This is a genomic window from Acinetobacter sp. 8I-beige, assembly GCF_902505955.1.
Lineage (GTDB): Bacteria > Pseudomonadota > Gammaproteobacteria > Pseudomonadales > Moraxellaceae > Acinetobacter > Acinetobacter johnsonii.
This window is the reverse complement of record NZ_LR732792.1, coordinates 1,209,719-1,228,459: the sequence shown is the minus strand read 5'-3', so window position 1 is coordinate 1,228,459 and position 18,741 is coordinate 1,209,719. Positions and strand designations below refer to the sequence as shown.

General features: G+C 45.1%; 16 protein-coding genes. 9 read left to right on the top strand and 7 right to left on the bottom strand.

Going from position 1 to position 18,741, the window contains the following annotated elements; all coding sequences use genetic code 11:
- Positions 1–96: 96 nt before the first annotated feature.
- The 5 genes from GVX98_RS16190 to GVX98_RS16170 all read right to left on the bottom strand — a co-directional run bounded on the left by GVX98_RS16190 (position 97) and on the right by GVX98_RS16170 (position 5,330).
- Complete coding sequence (locus GVX98_RS16190; protein ID WP_159128661.1) at positions 97–1,464, bottom strand: MATE family efflux transporter; 1,368 nt, start codon at positions 1,462–1,464, stop codon at positions 97–99.
- A 124-nt stretch (positions 1,465–1,588) separates the two neighbouring features.
- Positions 1,589–2,746, bottom strand: a complete 1,158-nt coding sequence (locus GVX98_RS16185) for a methionine aminotransferase (RefSeq protein WP_159128660.1) — start codon at positions 2,744–2,746, stop codon at positions 1,589–1,591.
- Between the two features lie 112 nt (positions 2,747–2,858).
- Positions 2,859–4,166: a DUF445 domain-containing protein gene (locus tag GVX98_RS16180; protein ID WP_159128659.1), complete on the bottom strand. Its 1,308-nt coding sequence runs from the start codon at positions 4,164–4,166 to the stop codon at positions 2,859–2,861.
- Positions 4,167–4,182: 16 nt separating this feature from the next.
- Entirely contained in the window at positions 4,183–4,752 is a 570-nt protein-coding gene (locus tag GVX98_RS16175; protein WP_058951504.1) for a hypothetical protein, read from the bottom strand.
- 38 nt (positions 4,753–4,790) lie between these two features.
- On the bottom strand, positions 4,791–5,330 hold the full coding sequence (locus GVX98_RS16170) for a DUF924 family protein (protein ID WP_159128658.1): 540 nt from the start codon (positions 5,328–5,330) through the stop codon (positions 4,791–4,793).
- A gap of 225 nt (positions 5,331–5,555) precedes the next feature.
- Between GVX98_RS16170 and gshA the strand changes: the two genes are divergently transcribed.
- Both gshA and GVX98_RS16160 read left to right on the top strand, forming a co-directional pair.
- Entirely contained in the window at positions 5,556–7,133 is a 1,578-nt protein-coding gene (gene gshA, locus GVX98_RS16165) for a glutamate--cysteine ligase (RefSeq protein ID WP_159128657.1), read from the top strand.
- 19 nt (positions 7,134–7,152) lie between these two features.
- The gene (locus tag GVX98_RS16160) at positions 7,153–7,668 is read left to right on the top strand and encodes a disulfide bond formation protein B (protein WP_159128656.1); all 516 of its coding nucleotides are present in this window, start codon (positions 7,153–7,155) and stop codon (positions 7,666–7,668) included.
- A gap of 54 nt (positions 7,669–7,722) precedes the next feature.
- Here the strand turns inward: GVX98_RS16160 and GVX98_RS16155 are convergent, their stop codons facing one another.
- Positions 7,723–9,054, bottom strand: a complete 1,332-nt coding sequence (locus GVX98_RS16155; protein ID WP_159128655.1) for a hypothetical protein — start codon at positions 9,052–9,054, stop codon at positions 7,723–7,725.
- Positions 9,055–9,294: 240 nt separating this feature from the next.
- Between GVX98_RS16155 and GVX98_RS16150 the strand changes: the two genes are divergently transcribed.
- The 7 genes from GVX98_RS16150 (at position 9,295) to urtE (ending at position 17,756) form a co-directional block, all read left to right on the top strand.
- A complete protein-coding gene (locus GVX98_RS16150; protein WP_078388343.1) occupies positions 9,295–9,870 on the top strand; it encodes a YqiA/YcfP family alpha/beta fold hydrolase in 576 nt (191 codons plus the stop codon).
- A gap of 14 nt (positions 9,871–9,884) precedes the next feature.
- Positions 9,885–11,765: a DNA topoisomerase IV subunit B gene (gene parE, locus GVX98_RS16145; protein ID WP_159128654.1), complete on the top strand. Its 1,881-nt coding sequence runs from the start codon at positions 9,885–9,887 to the stop codon at positions 11,763–11,765.
- 377 nt (positions 11,766–12,142) lie between these two features.
- Positions 12,143–13,426: an urea ABC transporter substrate-binding protein gene (urtA, locus tag GVX98_RS16140; RefSeq protein WP_159128653.1), complete on the top strand. Its 1,284-nt coding sequence runs from the start codon at positions 12,143–12,145 to the stop codon at positions 13,424–13,426.
- A gap of 96 nt (positions 13,427–13,522) precedes the next feature.
- Complete coding sequence (urtB, locus tag GVX98_RS16135) at positions 13,523–15,154, top strand: urea ABC transporter permease subunit UrtB (RefSeq protein WP_159128652.1); 1,632 nt, start codon at positions 13,523–13,525, stop codon at positions 15,152–15,154.
- 4 nt (positions 15,155–15,158) lie between these two features.
- Positions 15,159–16,232 (top strand): urea ABC transporter permease subunit UrtC, encoded by a 1,074-nt coding sequence (urtC, locus tag GVX98_RS16130; protein WP_159128651.1) that lies wholly within the window; start codon positions 15,159–15,161, stop codon positions 16,230–16,232.
- Entirely contained in the window at positions 16,229–17,047 is an 819-nt protein-coding gene (gene urtD / locus GVX98_RS16125; protein WP_159128650.1) for an urea ABC transporter ATP-binding protein UrtD, read from the top strand. Before urtC ends, urtD begins: the two co-directional genes overlap by 4 nt.
- Positions 17,048–17,057: 10 nt before the next feature.
- Entirely contained in the window at positions 17,058–17,756 is a 699-nt protein-coding gene (urtE, locus tag GVX98_RS16120) for an urea ABC transporter ATP-binding subunit UrtE (protein WP_004691766.1), read from the top strand.
- Positions 17,757–17,829: 73 nt separating this feature from the next.
- Here urtE and GVX98_RS16115 read toward each other — a convergent pair whose 3' ends face one another.
- Positions 17,830–18,552 (bottom strand): hypothetical protein, encoded by a 723-nt coding sequence (locus GVX98_RS16115; RefSeq protein WP_159128649.1) that lies wholly within the window; start codon positions 18,550–18,552, stop codon positions 17,830–17,832.
- Between the last annotated feature and the right edge of the window lie 189 nt (positions 18,553–18,741).

Sequence of the window (18,741 nt, the reverse complement as noted above, 5' to 3'; positions counted from 1 at the left end):
TTGTGATGTAAAAAACCCGCTTTGGCGGGTTCTTTTATGCTTAATTTTAATGAGTGTCATGGTCAAAAAACTGTTTTATCAAATATCCGTTTAGCTTTAAATGAGCGTTTCAATGGTCTTTTTCTTCCAAATAAATTGATAATAAAGCCCCTGCATAATGCATAAGCTGACAAAGGCCAGTGCATAAGCATACCAAATACCTTGCAGTCCCCACCATTCACTAAATAAGTAGGCACAGGGCACTTCAATCGCAATAATCGCAATGATATTGATGATCATGGGCATGGTGACTGTACCGCTGGCCCGCATAATGGAGGCAAAAATGGCACTGGCACCAAAGAATAAAATGGACCACAGCACAATGAACAACAGCTGTTGCCCTAGCTCAACCACTGCATGGTCAGTGATAAAGAGTGCCATGAGGTATTTGGAGAAAAGATAAGCCAAGACCACCAAGGAACCTGTAATGATGATGTTCATGCCGAGCGCGGTACGTGTGACTTTGGCCAATAACTCGGATTTGCCTGCGCCAATGGCTTGTGCACCAAAAATCGATGCAGCAATGGCAATCGATAGAGCAGGGAATTGAATATAATTCAGAACCTGATTGACCGCACCATAAGCTGCGGTCGCATCGGCCCCGTGGCGGTTGACTAGGCCCACAATCACAAGACCCGCAACCGAGGTGGTGATCATTTGAATACCTGTTGGAACCCCTAAGCGCAGAATGATTTTACTCAGCTGGCGGTCAAAGCGAATATGACGTAGCAGTTGTGCATCGAGTCGGAGTGGGTGCTGTTTATAGTTCAAATAGAAATACAAAAAGGTCAGCACAGAAACAAAGCCTAAAATGGTCGCAATGGCAGGCGCAACAATCCCCAGTTTTGGAAAGCCAAAATAACCCGCAATCAGAACGGGTGTGACACAAAGCCCAATCAAGATGGTCATGCCAGAAGCAATTAGAGGTGTCGTGCTGTCTCCGACACCGCGTAAAATTGAGGTATAAATAATATATACAAACAGTAAAGGGCTACCTGCCAACATCCATTGCACATAAGGTAACGAGAGATGCATGACGTCTTCATCGATACCCAAAGTCGATAAAATTGGTCGCGCAAAAATTACCCCAAGAAATGCAATAAAGCTGCCACCAATGAGGGTCATAAAAATAGTGGAGCCGACCACCGCACGGACTTTTTCAATATTCTGTGCGCCCCATGCTTGACCAACCAAGACGGTCGATCCCGCGGATAGTCCAATTACGAAGGCCATTAAGCAAAACAGGATGGGGAAGAACACTGCAACCGCTGCAATCGCCTGCACACCCATCATCTGTCCGACAAAGATGGTATTAATCGTACCCGACAGATTTTGCAGAATATTGGTGGCAATCAAAGGCATCAGGAAAATAAAAAAGGCTTTCCATAGCTTTTGCTGTTGCACCAATGGGGTGTGTGCTGACATAAGTCATCCTGAGGTTATTTTTATTACATTTCTAAGGCTTACCCTAGCATAGTTCGGCGCTGAAAAGCCGATGTATTTCAGTAAGCGAAGCCTGTCTTGTGCAAAAGCAAAGCTGAAAAAAGGTTTAAACGCTTTGCAAAATTTCAGCTGCCTGAGCCAAGGTTTGATCGGTCTTAGCAAAGCAAAAACGGATCATGCGTAGTGCTTCTGGTGCCTGCTGATAAAACACCGAAACAGGAATGCCAACAATGCCATGCTGCTCTGCCAGAAAGTGGCAAAATTCAACATCGTTTAAATCGGGACGAATGCGGCTGTAGTCGACATTTTGAAAGTAAGTGCCTTGCGAAGGTAGCCATTGAAAGCGTGAGCCGGTTAAACCCTCAATAAAACGATCGCGTTTTGCTTGATAAAAGCCGGCTAAGTTTTGAATATGCTCAGGATGTTGCTGCATATAATTGGCCAAAGCCAGTTGTACTGGGGTGACTCCGCAGAAGTTGGCAAACTGATAGACCTGACGGAACAGTTGCATCAGCGTAGGTGTAGCAACGCAGTAGCCGGTTTTCCAACCCGTCACATGAAAGGTTTTGCCAAAGGACCCGACCACTACACTGCGTTCACGCAGTTCAGGAAAAGACAGCGCCGAATAGTGACGTTGACCATCAAATACTAGATGTTCATAGACTTCATCAGACAGGACTAAAATATTGGTGTCGCGAATCAGTTCAATCAGGGTGAGCCAATCTTGCTTGCTCCAGATAGCACCACTCGGATTGTGTGGCGTGTTGATAATGATCAGCTTAGTTTTGGCTGTGATGGCCGATTTGACCTGCTCCCAATCGACCGAAAAATGTGGTGCTTGGAGCGCAATATGAATGGCCTTACCCCCGACCAAAGCCACACTTGGCGCATAGCTGTCATAACTGGGGTCAAAAATGATGACTTCATCGCCTGCATGAACCACGGCTTGAATGGTGGCAAAAAGGCCAATGGTTGCACCTGGGGTGATGGTAATTTCAGTCATCGGGTCAAGCTGAATCTGATCGCGCTGTGCAAATTGTTGCGCCAGTTGCTCGCGTAACAACCAGACCCCATCGCCCGGAGCATACTGATTGAAACCACTTTGAGTGGCCTGTGCTAAAGCATCTAGCAGTTCAGCGGGGGCTTCAAAGTCTGGAAAACCTTGGGATAGATTTAGGGCATTTAAGCGCTGTGCCATGGCAGTCATGGTGCTGAAAATAGTGACGCCTTGTGCAGGCAGTTTAGATGAAGGCAACTGAATCATGAATGCTTAAAAGTGTCTAAATATCAGCCCAAAATAGCATATTCATCCCCTTTTACTTATGCAAATTTTGCATGTAGGGCAGGGGTAAAGCATACATTTTTGTGGATTGCTTTTATAAGAGCTGTTCAACTGCCGCGCGAATAATCCCCAGTGCTAAGCCAATAAATGCACCGACTACCACACCATTGACCCGAATCATATGCAAGTCGCCACCGACTTCATTTTCGATCTTATCAATCATCACACTGGAGTCCCATTCGTGAATACGTTCACTGATAAAACGAATGACTTTTTCACTGTATTGGTCGCTGAGATTGACCGCAATGCCGCTGAGGCGTTGATTAAGCAAGTCTCTGACGGCTTGATTGGAGATGATGTTTTCCCCGATTTGTTGAATGGATACACGGATGTTGTGAGCAATGCCAGAGTCTGGTTTTTGTAGGTCTTGTTTAATGGCATCACATAAAATGACCACTGCACCGCTAATAAAATTCAGCACTTGTGGGCTATCTAGCAGGGCATCTTTGGTTTGGTTTAAACGCTGGCTGGCCCTACTGTCTGTGTCTGCCAGTTCGAGCATGAGCGCGTGCCCTATCGCTTCAATCTTTTGACGCCACGGATGCTCAGGATCGGCCAACATTGACTCGACTCGTTGAATGAGTGAGTCGATGGTTCTTTGCTGCACATCGATGCCAATCCAACTGGCCCCTTTGGCCAGTTTCCAGACCCCGAGTTCTTTGAACAAGGTTCGGGTCAACTCACGACTTTGTTCAGGATGTTGGGTCATCCAGTCATGTGCCAAGTCGAGTCCGCGTTGTAATACATCTTGATGGAAATCATTTTCCAGTACTGCACGCAGCATTTCACTGGCCAAATGATTGACTTGAGTGTTGCGCACCCACTGCACGCTGTTACTTTGAATAAAGCGTCCGATTTGTTCTTGGCCCACAAATTCAAAGACTTTAGGCACCGTTTGTTGAATGACTTGGGTGACTTGCAGATTGTTTTGTGGGTTGGCAAGCCATTGGCCAACCGCCAAAGACAGGTCGGTACTTTGCAGGCTTTTTTCCACCACTTGTGGAGAAAGAAAGTTTTCTTGTACAAAGCGGCCCATAGACTCTGCAATACGGTCTTTGTTACGAGGAATAATTTCGGTGTGATCGCGTAAAAACTTTGGAATTGGCATTTTCCCAAAGGGATTACGGAACAGCACAGTAATGGCATACCAGTCAGCCAAGCCGCCGACTACACCTGCTTCTGCGGATAACATTAAAATATGAATGATCCAGACTTTGTCTGTGGGGACAAACTTGGCCACGACCATCAGCAGCAGCCATGTCACCACTGCCGTGATTAGGGCAATGGTGGCAAAACGTTTGCTGCGTTTCAGACTCGATGGGACGGCTTGAGGTTCATTCATAGGCAGGCTCTATGCTTTATTTGCTGGTCGACGCGGGGCTACTCGGTTCAGGCGGTGGGAGCACTTCACCGGTTGGGCTCAAACCGTATTTTCCACCCAGCGATTTTAAAATCAGCGTGGCATCAAAGGCATCGCTTGGTGCCGATTTTTGGTCTTTAAAGCATTGAATGCTGTATGACACTTGCACGGGGTCAATGTCGACTACACGTGGTACATCGTAGAACGGATCAGGCCAAAAGGCTGGATGACGAGAATAATAACCATATGGGTAATAAGGCATTGGGTTTGAATACACCACGGCTTGTCGGGGCGGTTGGTTTTGGTTGCTCGGGTCATTCAGTACTTTAAAGAAACGATAACCATTTTGCACTGTGGTTTGCGCGGCTTTGACCAGGGTAATTTCTTCAGCCGTGCCATAGCTCATATTTGGGCGCGCTTGGAAACTGATGCGATAAGTCGAGGTGTTTAATGGCGTATTACTAAACCGACCTAACTGGTCGAAGGTTAAGGGCTTTGAGGGGGTAGAGGCACAGCCTACTAAACTCAGACCCGTCGCCAGTGCACAGGCGATTAAAATTTTCTTCATGAGATAGACTCCTTAGCACAGAGGGAGAAGCCGAACAGTTAAAAATGGCTGTTGGGCTGAGTCAAAAAATCCAGTTCTTCTTGGCTTGAGTTGCGGCCAAGGACTTGGTTCCGATGCGGATAGCGTCCAAAACGATCGATAATCACTTTGTGACGCTGTTCAAAATCGAGGTTAATCGGATTGCCTAAGTCTTCGAACAATTTTAAAGCATATTGATGAATAAGTTTCGATTCACTATGCATAAAGGGCATATATAAAAAACTACGTTGTATGGGTGGCAGCGCTGCATCCAGTTGTAGCGTGATGGCTTCTTGTGCTAAAGCCAAGGCCAAGGCATCTTGAGCAAAGGCCAAAGGACTGTTGCGATACAGGTTTCTCGACAGTTGGTCGAGCACAATAATTTCAGCCAAACGCCCTTCAGCACTACTGCGCCAAGACCATAGCTCAGCATGTGCCGCTTGTTGATGAATTGTCTTAAATTTTTCTTCGATGAGTGCATCGAACGCATCATTTTGGCTAAACCACCAGCTTTGGTTTTTAGGATCGAACCAAAAATCTAAAATTTCTTGATAATTCATAAAGTTTACAATTCTTTAGCATTTATTCTTCAATACAATCACACTTTTGACATGTCTAATAGCGTAACTTTGTGATAAATATTTTCCGAAAAAATAGAACAGATGGTTTACTTGAAAATAGGACTGGGTGTAATGTGCCGAATTAAAATCACGTTATACTGATATAAACTGATGATTTTATTTTATTCGTCGTTGTAATTGTTTCTTCCAAAAAGTGAGATTGTAATGGGTCAACCCGCATCTAAATCTACAGCTGTGTTACCGACTTGGGTCAATTCATCACTTTTGCAAGGGATGTTACGCGGGATTGAGCGTGAAAGTCTGCGCATGCAAAGTGATGGTTTTTTATCACAAGCCGATCACCCTCAAGCTTTGGGTTCTGCGCTGACTCATCCGCATATTACGACGGATTATTCAGAAGCTTTATTAGAGTTTATTACGCCACCCCAGCCCAGCATTACTGAGGCGTTGCACTATTTAAAAGACATTCATAGCGTGGCGCATCGTCATTTGGAACATGGTGAAAAGCTCTGGCCGCTGTCGATGCCATGTATGTTGGATGACAATGACGATAAAATTCGCTTAGCCCAATATGGCAGCTCAAATATCGGGAAGTTCAAGACCTTATACCGTCATGGTTTAGGGGTACGTTATGGTCGTCGTATGCAAACCATTTCAGGTTTACACTATAACTTGTCTTTTCCTGATCAACTGTTTGAACAATTACAACAACACGAAATAGATGAGGCACTAAAAGCCTTATCTGCACAAGACTATCGTAGTCACCGCTATTTTGGTTTGATCCGCAATTTTATTCGTCTCACACCGTTGGTGATGTTCTTGGTCGGGGCAAGCCCATCGGTCTGCCAGTGTTTTATGACAGGGCGTGAACACCACCTATTGCCATTGCTGCGCGGGACCTTGTATTTACCGTATGCGACTGCTTTGCGAATGGGACGTTTTGGTTATCAAAACTCAGCACAAAAGCAGCTCGGTATTCATTACAACAATATCGACGGTTATCTCGAAGGCCTACAAAAGGCAGTCAAAACGGCTTATGCGCCGTTTAGTCGTTTAGGCCTCAACGATGCGCAGGGCGAGCCGATTCAAATTAATGATCATGTCCTGCAAATTGAAAATGAGTACTACAGTTTGGTGCGTCCAAAGCAAGTACCGCAAGCAGGTGAAACGCCATCACAAGCACTGAGCAATCGAGGCGTTGGGTATGTCGAACTGCGTGCGGTGGATGTGAACCCATATAGCCCAATTGGGATCAATGAAGATACCGCAGGTTTCTTAGAAGTGCTGGCGCTGTATTGCTTACTGCTGGATAGCCCAGATTTATTAGCTGAAGAGCAAGATCAAATCGAGAAAAACCAAGCGGAAGTGGTCAATCGTGGTCGCGCACCGAATGCTGCAATTGCTGTGGGTGAGCAATCGTTCCCAATTGAAGCATGGAGTCAGTCTCATTTAGAGGCGATGCAAGAACTGGTTGTGTTGTTAGATCAGTGCTATGACACCACACTCTATAGCAAAGCGATGACAGTCATGCAACAGAGAGTCGCTGAAGTTGATGATACTTTGTCGGCGCAGATGATAGAAGATACTCTGGAAGCGGGTGGGACATGGGGCTTTGGTAGCCAAATGGCTGCACAACATGCATCGAGTTATGAGCGTCATCAGTTGAGTGCAGAGACATGGGCTTATTTTGACGATTTAGCCACGCAATCACTGCAACAACAACAGCAATTAGAGCAAGACAGTCAACTGAGTTTTGAACAGTATCTTGCGCAATTTAGATAAAAAATTAAGAGGATTGACCATGCAATGGAGTTATCGCTTCGTGAGTGGTGTTTTGGTTTTAGCCAGTATCATCGGGATGGCCTTTGCCTTGTATTTAGAGCATGGCCCGCTACAGTTAAACCCATGTCCACTCTGTGTGTTCCAACGTGTGGGACTGATTGGACTGGGGATTATTTCGCTGATTGCCTTTTTGCATAACCCTGCATCGAATGGTTTTAAACGCTTTTATGCATTTTTAGGCAGCCTCTCGATCTTATGGTCGGCTGGTGTGGCAGCACGTCACGTTTGGTTACAGAGCTTACCGCCTGATCAAGTGCCGAGCTGTGGCCCAGGCTTGGATTATTGGTTAGACACGTTGCCGCTGCGTGCTGTGTTTGAGCAAGTCTTAACAGGTTCAGGTGAATGTGCACTGGTAGACTGGACTTTCTTAGGTCAGTCTTTACCTGTGTGGTCGTTGGTGTTTTTTGTGACACTGGCGTTGATTAGTCTGTGTCAATTGTTGCGTAAATATCCAAGCCACGTACAGAAAAAATAATAAAGATAAAAAAGCCAACGTCGTGTTGGCTTTTTTATTGGGTGTATCAGTGATTTAGGTGAGTGCAATGCCTTCTAAGTCATCCAGCCCGATCATGTATTCATGCACTTGACCATATTCCGTTTCGGTTGGATTTGGATAGAACCAATTCACGATTTGTTCGGCAACACTGGCATGGGTGTGTAGCTCAAAATGGTTTAAGCCGTAGAAAATGGCTTTATGTGAATCGGGGACTTTCAGTTGAAAGCGTGGATTCATGTGCTCGCCTAAGGCACTTTTCACACTGACCAAGTAATCCCCGATCACATTGAGCGCACGATATTTGCGATGCTCAAACTCAATGGTACCTGCCACTAAGAAGGTATTAATATGAGAGGGTAAAGGGGCTGGCTTACGGTTGTCATCGACATGACCAATACGCGCTTCATTATGTTCCCAGTCATCATCCCGCACACTGCCATGACGTAAGTCTAAAATACCGTTGCTGCGAATGTTGACGATATGCCCAATAATTTTGACAAAAGGGAAACGTCCCAATTTGTCCTGCAAATGAAAGCCAAAACGTTCTAAAGCCGCACCATGATGCGGAGAACCAATACAGACCATGTTTTCCACCACATGAATCCAGCTTTGCATATTTTGTTTGCCGTAGAACAGCGCACTGCGCGAAACCAGTCCGCCCATACTGTGTCCAATCAGATCAATCGAGCTAATCCGTGGGTTACGGTTGAGTAAATCTTGTAGTGAGTTGGCAAAGCTACGCCCATTGGCTGAAATACGACGACCCGTGTTGTAGTTGAGATATAGCATGGTATTTTGTGCACGTTGCGCCAGCAGTTTTTCCCCTATACCGCCATAACGCGCCGTGCTCCAGTACAAATGGTTCATGCAAAGACCGTGGACCATAATCACCACGCGACCAGACAACTCGCCTTGCTGGATAGCACCGTAATGATCATAAAACACCATCGGTAGCGCCACAGGGTTGTGATATTTCAGTAAATAGTCGCCCAAAACACCATTGATTGCACCGACTAAATAATGCATGGTTGGGGTTAAGGATTTGCGATGCAAATTTGGAAATTTTTCAATGATATGACGCAAACTTGGCGCCAATAAATAGCTACCGTAGTTTTGCAAGGTATTGAAGGAAAACTGGTAAATTTTTTCAATTGACCGTGTCGACAGAAACTTCTTGGAACTGGTTTCATTCATTCCAAATAAACTGATTAAAATTTCACGCTGAATGGCCTGAATTAAATCGTGGACGACATCGCCTAAGCGGGTTGTCACCAACTGAGCAATCCCTTCAAGCAGGTCGGCTTGGCTGGGAGGAGTACGATCCCATTTACAATAGGTCTCGTGCAGAGGCGTTAAACTTGGCATTTTTTCTACCCTTGTGTTTCTGTGTCCAAAGGGACTTTATTTTTTTCAACGATCACGGTATAAATTCTTAGCACTCTAGCTTATCTAATTCATCTCGAACAACTTTTACAATAGCGATGAATACACAGATGACCTTATTTTTTTGTCTGACAATTTTTATATCCATACAAAATAATACAGTCGGCTGAAGCCATCTCTTTTGAGCTCAATAAAAATGATGTAGAAGAGTAAATGTACAGCATGAATATTATTTATTTACATGGCTTTCAAAGCAGTTCTTTATCGATTAAAGGTCAATTGCTGAAACGCTATTGCGAATCTCGTCCACAGTGGCACGTGCATTTGCCAGACTTGAACATGCCGCCACATTTGGCCTTAGAAAAATTGGCCGCCTTGATTCAGGAGCTGGATCAGGTGGTGCTGGTGGGCAGCAGTTTAGGTGGGTTTTATGCGACACAACTGGTCGCGAAGTTGGCAGTACCGGCTGTGCTGATCAATCCGGCTATGCAACCATGGCATTTGTTCCGAGATCTATTTGGTGCGACGCAACTGCCCTATAGAGTTAATGAACATTGGACGCTCGATGATGCGCAATTGGACTATTTAGAACAGATTGAGCTGCCATTTGTGCAAGATGCAGACAAAATTTTAGTGTTATTGCAACAAGGCGATGAAGTTTTGGATTATCGTGAAGCACAGCGCTATTATAATGGCGCAGCGCTCGTGATCTCGGAAACGCAAGGCAATCATGCGATGGAAGATTTCGCAGACAAAATACCGATGGCATTACAGTTTTTATCGGACTGCTTAAAATAAGGAAACAGTACAACGTGTCTCAATATACGGCTCAATCGCTTGAAGTATTATCTGGTTTAGATCCGGTACGTCGTCGTCCCGGCATGTATACCGATACCACACGCCCAAACCATTTGGCGCAAGAGGTTATTGATAATGCAGTCGATGAGGCACTGGCTGGTCATGCCAACAAAATTACCGTCACCGTTTATAAAGATGGTTCACTCTCAGTCGAAGACAATGGTCGCGGTATGCCTGTCGATATTCACCCCGAATATGGTCAAAGCGGGATTGAGATCATCCTGACCAAGCTGCATGCAGGTGGTAAATTCAGTACCGACAACTACCAGTTCTCAGGCGGTTTGCATGGTGTAGGCATTTCTGTGGTAAATGCCTTATCTAGCCGAGTCGAAGTAGAAGTTCAGCGTCAAGGCAACCTTTACCAAATGGCCTTTGAGCACGGTGAACCGACTGCACCCTTGACGGTGCTAGAAGGTAAAGCTCCGAAGCGTGCGACAGGAACCACCGTTCACTTTTGGCCTGAAGCCAAATATTTTGATTCACCGAAATTTGCCCTGAAAGCGCTGAAGCACAACTTAAAAGCTAAAGCCGTTTTGGCGGCAGGTTTGCAAATCAATTATGTCGACCAAATTAATGACGAAAAAATCGTTTGGCAGTTTGAAAATGGCCTCGTCGATTATTTGATGGATGAAATTGAGGATCGTGAGATTCTGCCTCATCCAGCCTTTGTGGCAACAGGAGATGCAGAGCGTGCCAGTGCCGAATTTGCCATTTGTTGGAATGCCGATGGCGGAGAATTGGTTCAAGAAAGTTATGTGAACTTGATTCCAACGGCACAGGGCGGCACCCATGTGAATGGTCTACGCTCAGGTGTAACCGATGCGATGCGTGAGTTTTGTGAACTGCGTAACTTGCTGCCACGCAATATGAAGCTGTCGGCTGAAGACGTTTGGGATGGCGTGAACTATATTTTATCGTTGAAGTTCCAAGAGCCACAGTTTTCAGGCCAAACCAAAGAGCGTTTATCCAGCCGTGAAGCATCGGGCATTGTTCAAAACATTGCCAAAGATGCTTTTGCACTGTGGTTGAACCAAAATTCCGATATTGCTATGCAGTTGGCGGAAATGGCGATCTCAAAAGCAGGTCGTCGTCTGAAAGCTGCGAAAAAGGTCGAACGTAAGAAAATTGTGGCAGGGCCAACTTTGCCCGGAAAACTGTCAGACTGCGTTGGGCATACCTTAGAAGAGTCTGAACTGTTCATTGTGGAAGGGGATTCTGCGGGTGGTTCAGCCAAGCAGGCGCGTGATAAAAACTTCCAAGCGATCATGCCTATCCGTGGAAAAATCTTAAATACGTGGGAAGTCTCTTCCGATGAAGTCTTGGCTTCGCAAGAAGTGCATAACATTGCCATTGCGATCGGGGTCGATCCGGGGTCGGATGATTTATCAGAATTACGTTATGGCAAGATCTGTATTTTGGCCGATGCTGACTCGGATGGTCTACACATTGCGACGCTGCTGTGTGCTTTGTTTGTGAAACATTTTCCGATCTTGGTTGAAGAGGGACATCTGTATGTGGCGATGCCACCGCTGTATCGAATTGATGATGCAAAAGATGTGCACTATGCCTTGGACGATGACGAGCTCGAAAGCATGTTAAAAAAATGCAAAACCAAGAACCCGCAAATTACTCGATTTAAAGGTTTGGGTGAAATGAACGCAAGCCAACTGCGTGAAACTACGCTGGATCCAAACACACGCCGTTTGGTGCAATTAGATTTGGATGACAGTCATTTTACTGCTGGTTTGTTGGACAAGTTGCTGGCCAAAAAACGTTCGAGTGACCGTAAAGAATGGTTAGAGCAGAAAGGTAACTTGGCCGAGTTAGTGGTTTAAGTACCGCTAAGGACAAAATCAAAAAGCCCGCACATTGCGGGCTTTTTGCTGCGCAGATGAGCAATAAAATTGCGCCTAATCTGTGCACAATTTTCCAGATCAATCGACTGAATTAGGCGAAATGAATTGATTTGGAACACATGATGTATACAAGTTTGTATGCAGAAAAGTAGCCATTTGAGCGCAAATCTACCTAAAATACAGTGCATTTAAAAATTAATAAATAATTGATAAATATTGAAATAATTAAAATTTTTACAATGATTTTCACATCATAAAACCCTGCTTGGCATAGAAATTGAATTGGCACTCATAGCGCGAATAACAATCATGCATTGCAAAATGCACCCTAAGTTTCAAGTTTGGAGAAAATCAAGATGTTCCAACAAAAATTACTCACTAAAACATTCCTTGCAACTGCAATGATGGGGACTATTGCTTTGACAGGTTGTTCAAAACCTGCGGAGAAAGCGGAAACAGCAACGTCTGAGCCAACAGCGGCAGTGAGCAGCGGTGACACCATCAAAGTCGGAATTTTGCACTCGCTATCAGGCACCATGGCAATTTCTGAAACCTCACTCAAAGATACGGCCTTGATGACTATCAATGAAATTAATGCCAATGGTGGGGTGCTGGGTAAAAAATTAGAACCTGTCGTAGTCGACCCAGCATCTGATTGGCCTTTATTTGCTGAAAAAGCACGACAACTCATTACCCAAGATAAAGTCGCGGTGATTTTTGGTTCATGGACATCGGTATCACGTAAGTCAGTGTTACCTGTGGTAGAAGAGTTGAATGGTTTATTGTTCTATCCAGTGCAGTATGAGGGGCAGGAACAGTCGAAAAATATTTTCTATACAGGCGCCGCACCGAACCAACAGGCGATTCCTGCGGTGGAATATTTGATGAGCGAAGAGGGTGGTAAAGCAGAGCGCTTTGTTCTACTCGGTACGGACTATGTCTACCCACGCACCACCAATAAAATTTTACGTGCGTTCTTGAAGTCCAAAGGTGTGGCCGATGCGGACATCATGGAAGAGTACACACCCTTCAGTCATAGTAACTATCAAACCATTGTCGGTAATGTGAAGAAATTTGCTGCGGGTAAGAAAACCGCGGTCATTTCAACCATCAATGGCGATTCTAATGTGCCGTTCTATCGTGAGCTGGGTAACCAAGGCATTAAAGCTTCAGATATTCCTGTCATGGCTTTCTCTGTGGGTGAAGAAGAACTCCGTGGTATTGATACCAAACCATTGGTTGGACATTTGGCTGCATGGAACTATTTCATGTCGGTGAAAAATCCGACCAACACCGAATTTGTGAATAAAATGAAGCAGTATGCGGTGCAGTATAAGCTGCCGAATGCTGACAAAATCGTGACCAATGACCCGATGGAAGCCACCTATGTGGGCATCAATATATGGAAGCAAGCGGTTGAAAAAGCAGGCAGCACCGATGTTGATAAAGTTCGCGTTGCGATGGCTGGTCAAGAGTTCAAAGCACCTTCAGGCTATACCTTAAAAATGGATGCTGAAAATCATCATCTACAAAAACCAGTGATGATTGGTGAAATCCGTGGTGATGGTCAGTTTGATGTGGTCTATAAAACACCAAAAGTGATTAAGGCGGAACCTTGGAGTCCGTACATTCCTAAATAATTTTCTTAAGCGTTGAGCCTGCTGCGATTGCTGTGGGCTTTTCAGTAAGCACATCCCGATGTGGGATGTTTTAAGCAAGCTTAAGGAAGTCATATTATGAATCTTAAATTTTTTTGTGCCGCACTGCTGTGCGCAATGGCACAGTTCGTGAGTAGCAGTATTTGGGCTGAAGAGGCTCAACTTTCTGCTCAGACCCAAAGCGTATCAGCATCGAGCGATACGATTCAACGTTTTGTCAAAGCTGAGTTTGCTGAGCGCCGTGCCATGCTGAGCCAATGGCCGGGGACGATTGAAGAATTTGATCGATTGGTGGCACTGATCGACAGTGATGAGCTGTATCGGGACAGCGCAGGCACGACGTATATTTTAAAAAATAATGAAAAATTATTGCGTTATCCCGATGAGCAAGTGATTGACACTTGGCCGGGGGATTTGTCTCAGGTAACTTTGGTCAACACTTTACGTAAAGCCTTAAATTTTGGGCAGGCACAGGCCAAATTAAAATCTGAAGAATCTGCCCAACGTTTAGCAGCCATTGATATTTTAGAAAATAATCTGTCTGAACTGAATGTTGCGCAGATTAATCAGCTCTATCTGCATGAACAAAATAATAAAGTTAAACAGCGCTTGGCACAGCTCAAAGCGCGCCTCGACTTTGAAAGTCCAGATGTTTTAGTCCAAATTCAGGCTGCTAAAGTCCTTACTGATTCCAATCGTCCCGAGGTGCTGGCACTGGTTGAGCAGGCTTTAACACAATCAAATTTGAACCCCGAACTCAAAGCTGTTTTGCTGGATGCCAAAAGTCAGATTAAAACCCGCATTCAAGCCAGTGAATGGGCTGGACATGTATTTTCTGGTTTCAGTACAGCCAGCATTTTACTGCTAGCAGCGCTCGGTTTAGCCATCACTTATGGCCTGCTGGGTGTGATTAATATGGCGCATGGTGAGTTGATTATGATTGGGGCTTATACCACCTATGTGGTGCAAAGCCTGTTTAAGACCTACTTGGGTAGCTATGTCGATTGGTATTTAATTGCAGCTATTCCTGCAGCCTTTTTAGTGAGCGCCTTAATTGGCATGTTGATTGAACGGACGGTGATTCGTCCACTGTACGGCCGTCAGCTTGAAACCTTGTTGGCCACTTTTGGGGTCAGTCTGATTTTGATGCAATTGGTGCGGATGATTTTTGGCGCGCAAAATGTTGAAGTCTCGAATATTTCTTGGTTATCGGGCGGGATAGCGCTGAGTCCAAGTTTGATGCTGCCGTATAACCGGATTGCCATTATTGTGTTTACGGTTGCGGTGTTACTGCTGTTGGTTTACCTACTCAATAAAACTCGCTTTGGTCTGTTTGTTCGTGCCGTAACACAAAACCGTCAAATGGCACGTGCTGTCGGTATCCGCTCTAGCCGTATCGATATGTTGGCCTTTGGGCTGGGTTCTGGGCTGGCTGGTCTAGCAGGCTGTGCCTTAGCACAAGTGGGTAATGTTGGGCCTGATTTGGGTCAGAACTATATTATCGATGCTTTCTTGGTTGTTGTGGTAGGTGGTGTAGGACAAGTTTGGGGAGCTGTGCTGGCGGCGCTTGGTTTAGGGATCAGCGGTACAGTCCTTGAAATTGGGATGGGGGCTGTTCTTGCGAAAATTATTCTACTGGTTCTTGTGATTTTGTTTATTCAAAAACGTCCACAAGGTTTGTTTGCCATCAAAGGCCGTTTTGTGGAGTAAGGGCATGAAAATCACTTCTTTATTTTCCGATAAACCTTATAGTGCGCTCGCTATTGCGGTCTGCTTTACGGTGATGTTGATCCTGCCTTGGTTACATTTGCTACCGGCAGATTCTGCCTTTCATCTCTCTGCGTATTGGGTCACCTTGATTGGCAAAATCATGTGTTTGGCTCTGGTGGCTTTGGCGCTGGACTTGGTTTGGGGTTATGCAGGCATTTTAAGCCTAGGCCATGGCTTGTACTTTGCCCTTGGTGGTTATGCCTTCGGCATGTATCTGATGCGTCAGACAGCGGGTGACAGTCTGCCTGACTTTATGCGTTTTTTAAGCTGGACTGAACTGCCGTGGTATTGGGTGGGCAGCAATCATTTCTTATGGGCTTTGGCCTTGGTGGTGTTGGTGCCTGGTATGGTGGCCTTCATCTTTGGTTTCTTTGCCTTTCGCTCCAAAATTAAAGGCGTGTATTTCTCGATTATTACGCAGGCCATGACATTTGCTGCGGCACTGTTATTTTTCCGCAATGAAACAGGCTTTGGCGGAAACAATGGGTTTACAGGCTTTAAGACTATTTTAGGCATGGATATCACTTCTGCTCCCATGCGTGCCACCTTATGTTCCCTAACGGCTTTGGTGTTGATGTTGTGCTTTGTAGGGTTGCGTCATCTCATGAATAAACCCTACGGTCGTGTGCTAGGGGCGATTCGAGACAGTGAAAACCGCTTGCAGTACTTGGGCTATCGTACGCTGTGGTACAAGCTTTCTGCATGGGTACTGTCCGCAGTGATTGCAGGTATTGCCGGAGCATTGTATGTGCCCCAAGCAGGCATTATTAACCCGAGTGAAATGAACCCTGTCAATTCGATTGAAATGGCGGTGTGGGTGGCTGCGGGTGGGCGTGGGACTTTGATTGGTCCAATTTTGGGTGCAGGGTTAATTAATGGTGTGAAAACCTATTTCACCGTGGCTTATCCAGAAGCATGGTTATTGATCTTGGGTGCTTTATTTATTGTGGTCACCATTTTCTTACCCAAAGGTGTCATTGGTCTGTTTGACCGTTTTAAAAAGGAGCGTAGCGAATGAGTGAAATGATTCAACCTCATGGTGGCCATGCTTCAGATGGCTATGGACGTCCCAAAGAACAAGGTGCCGACTTTAGCCATGGGATTGCACTGTACATGGAAAAAGTTAGTGTTTGGTTTGATGCTTTTCGTGCCTTAAATGATTTATCGCTATACATCCAAGAAGGGGAGCTACGCTGCATCATTGGGCCCAATGGTGCAGGTAAAACCACACTGATGGATGTGATTACGGGGAAAACCCGACCGACCGAAGGCTCCGCTTTTTTTGGGCAAAACTATGATTTGGCCAAGATGAGTACCGAGCAAATTGCGGAAGCAGGCATTGGGCGTAAATTTCAAAAACCAACGGTGTTTGAAAACTTTAGCGTGATGGAAAACCTACTACTCGCTGCACCCAAAGATAAGCGCGTCAAAAAAAGCTTTTTTAGCAAACTAGATCCGGACGCACAGCTGGCTTTAGATGAGTCTTTAGCTCAAATTCGCCTAGAAGAATGGGTACACAAACCTGCGGGGCTGTTGTCACATGGACAAAAGCAATGGTTGGAAATCGGCATGTTGCTTATGCAACGTCCTAAGCTGATTCTACTCGATGAACCTGTGGCGGGTATGACCGATGCCGAAACAGAACGAACCGCTGAGCTATGTTTAGAGTTAAAGAAAAATCACACCTTGGTGGTGGTTGAACATGACATGAGCTTTATCGACACTATCAGTGAAAAAGTGACTGTACTGGCTCAAGGGGCGATCTTAGCCGAAGGTACATTGGCTGAGGTACAGGCCAATGAAGATGTGATTGAGAAATATTTAGGACGTTAAGGAGCCGACCATGTTAGAAGTCAAAGACGTCAATCAGTTTTACGGTGGCAGCCATATTTTAAGAGATGTCTCCTTTCAAGCACCTGTAGGAGAGTGCTCCGTGGTGTTGGGGCGGAATGGCGTAGGGAAAACCACTTTACTGAAATGTTTAATGGGGATTTTACCGATTAAGTCCGGACAGATTCTACTTGATGGTCAGGACATCTCAAAAATGAGCCCCGAGCAACGCGTGCGTGCGGGTTTGGCTTATGTGCCGCAAGGGCGTGATATTTTTTCGACCTTAACAGTCGAAGAAAATATCTTGATTGGTATGGCCAAGTTTAAGGGGGCGAAAACTCGAAAAGTGCCTGAGCATTTGTATGAAATTTTCCCAATTTTAGATGAAATGAAGCACCGCCGAGGTGGGGATTTATCAGGAGGGCAGCAGCAGCAACTGGCGATTGCGCGTGCTTTAGCATCAGAGCCTCGGGTGTTAATTTTGGATGAGCCCACAGAAGGCATTCAACCTTCTATTATCAAAGACATTGGCCGAGTGATTCGTAAACTGGCGGATGGCGGCGACATGGCGGTGGTTTTGGTCGAGCAGTTTTATGATTTTGCCGAGGAGCTGGCCGATGCATATACCGTCATGGCCCGTGGACAAGTGATTGCGCAAGGGGCAGGCTGTGAAATGCCTGCAAAAGGTATTCGAGAGTTGGTGGCGATTTAAGCTTTTTTATTCTCCCCCTCTTCCAAAGGGAGAGGGGGATAATGATGAAAATATTGAATATTGTATCGCGATCTTAGTCTACTTTTAGAAATAAACCGTCTGCCGAAACATTGTGCCCAAAACCACAGCTCATGTTATTGGTTTCGCTGACACGGATGGTGTGTCCCATTTTGGGATCGAAGGCGAACTTTAAATTAATTTTACAGTCGTCGACCTGATATTGCGCTTGAGTTCGATTGAGCGGCATTGTGGTTTCAAATTCGCCAATATTGGGGCCATAGATGAGACTGCGTAGTCCCATATAAAGACCATTAAATTCAATCTGATATACATTGTTAAGCGGTTTTACCTTAATCTGATTCCACTGCCCAAAGCCTGCATACTGCACATATTTACCTGCCAGTGTTGCTGATTGTTTAGGGGGTGGCAGTTGCTTTAAATTAAATTGACTGGATTTAGACTCAGCATCACGCAAAAACCATGCTCTAGCCCAAAGCGGTTTTCCCAACTTGCTATAACTTAAACCGACATTGTTATTGGCAATTTCGACATCACGCTCAGTAAGAGATACACCGCTTTCAGGTTGATTCATTAAACAAAAAGAAGACCACGTCGCCTGATACTGAAATTGCTCTAACGCTTTTTGATATTGTTTTTGATCATAAAATTTCTTACCAGTGCTGGCAGAGCTTTTGACTTTAGCACAACCTTGGCGAAGTTCTTGTTCAAAGGTGTCGTCTGCTGAAGCGAGTGTGCTTACAGTTAAAAGTCCAATCAAGAATGGATACTTAAGCATGATTTGATTCCATTTTCGTTATGCTTTGAATAAAACATAGGGAACTATTCGAAGTAAAGGGACAATCTTTAGGGGCTTGGAATTATTCAAGATAGCGGGATGATAGAAACTGAAAAATTACTCATACAAATTGTTTGAGCAGTATGCTTTTAGACGCGTTAAGCTAAGGGAAAGCAACAACAATAAGAG

Excerpts from the sequence above, each read along its gene's own strand:
- GVX98_RS16190 (WP_159128661.1), bottom strand. The coding sequence starts at position 1,464 with ATGTCAGCACACACCCCATTGGTGCAACAGCAAAAGCTATGGAAAGCC.
- GVX98_RS16185 (WP_159128660.1), bottom strand. The coding sequence starts at position 2,746 with ATGATTCAGTTGCCTTCATCTAAACTGCCTGCACAAGGCGTCACTATT.
- GVX98_RS16180 (WP_159128659.1), bottom strand. The coding sequence starts at position 4,166 with ATGAATGAACCTCAAGCCGTCCCATCGAGTCTGAAACGCAGCAAACGT.
- GVX98_RS16175 (WP_058951504.1), bottom strand. The coding sequence starts at position 4,752 with ATGAAGAAAATTTTAATCGCCTGTGCACTGGCGACGGGTCTGAGTTTA.
- GVX98_RS16170 (WP_159128658.1), bottom strand. The coding sequence starts at position 5,330 with ATGAATTATCAAGAAATTTTAGATTTTTGGTTCGATCCTAAAAACCAA.
- gshA (WP_159128657.1), top strand. The coding sequence starts at position 5,556 with ATGGGTCAACCCGCATCTAAATCTACAGCTGTGTTACCGACTTGGGTC.
- GVX98_RS16160 (WP_159128656.1), top strand. The coding sequence starts at position 7,153 with ATGCAATGGAGTTATCGCTTCGTGAGTGGTGTTTTGGTTTTAGCCAGT.
- GVX98_RS16155 (WP_159128655.1), bottom strand. The coding sequence starts at position 9,054 with ATGCCAAGTTTAACGCCTCTGCACGAGACCTATTGTAAATGGGATCGT.
- GVX98_RS16150 (WP_078388343.1), top strand. The coding sequence starts at position 9,295 with ATGAATATTATTTATTTACATGGCTTTCAAAGCAGTTCTTTATCGATT.
- urtA (WP_159128653.1), top strand. The coding sequence starts at position 12,143 with ATGTTCCAACAAAAATTACTCACTAAAACATTCCTTGCAACTGCAATG.
- urtB (WP_159128652.1), top strand. The coding sequence starts at position 13,523 with ATGAATCTTAAATTTTTTTGTGCCGCACTGCTGTGCGCAATGGCACAG.
- urtC (WP_159128651.1), top strand. The coding sequence starts at position 15,159 with ATGAAAATCACTTCTTTATTTTCCGATAAACCTTATAGTGCGCTCGCT.
- urtD (WP_159128650.1), top strand. The coding sequence starts at position 16,229 with ATGAGTGAAATGATTCAACCTCATGGTGGCCATGCTTCAGATGGCTAT.
- urtE (WP_004691766.1), top strand. The coding sequence starts at position 17,058 with ATGTTAGAAGTCAAAGACGTCAATCAGTTTTACGGTGGCAGCCATATT.
- GVX98_RS16115 (WP_159128649.1), bottom strand. The coding sequence starts at position 18,552 with ATGCTTAAGTATCCATTCTTGATTGGACTTTTAACTGTAAGCACACTC.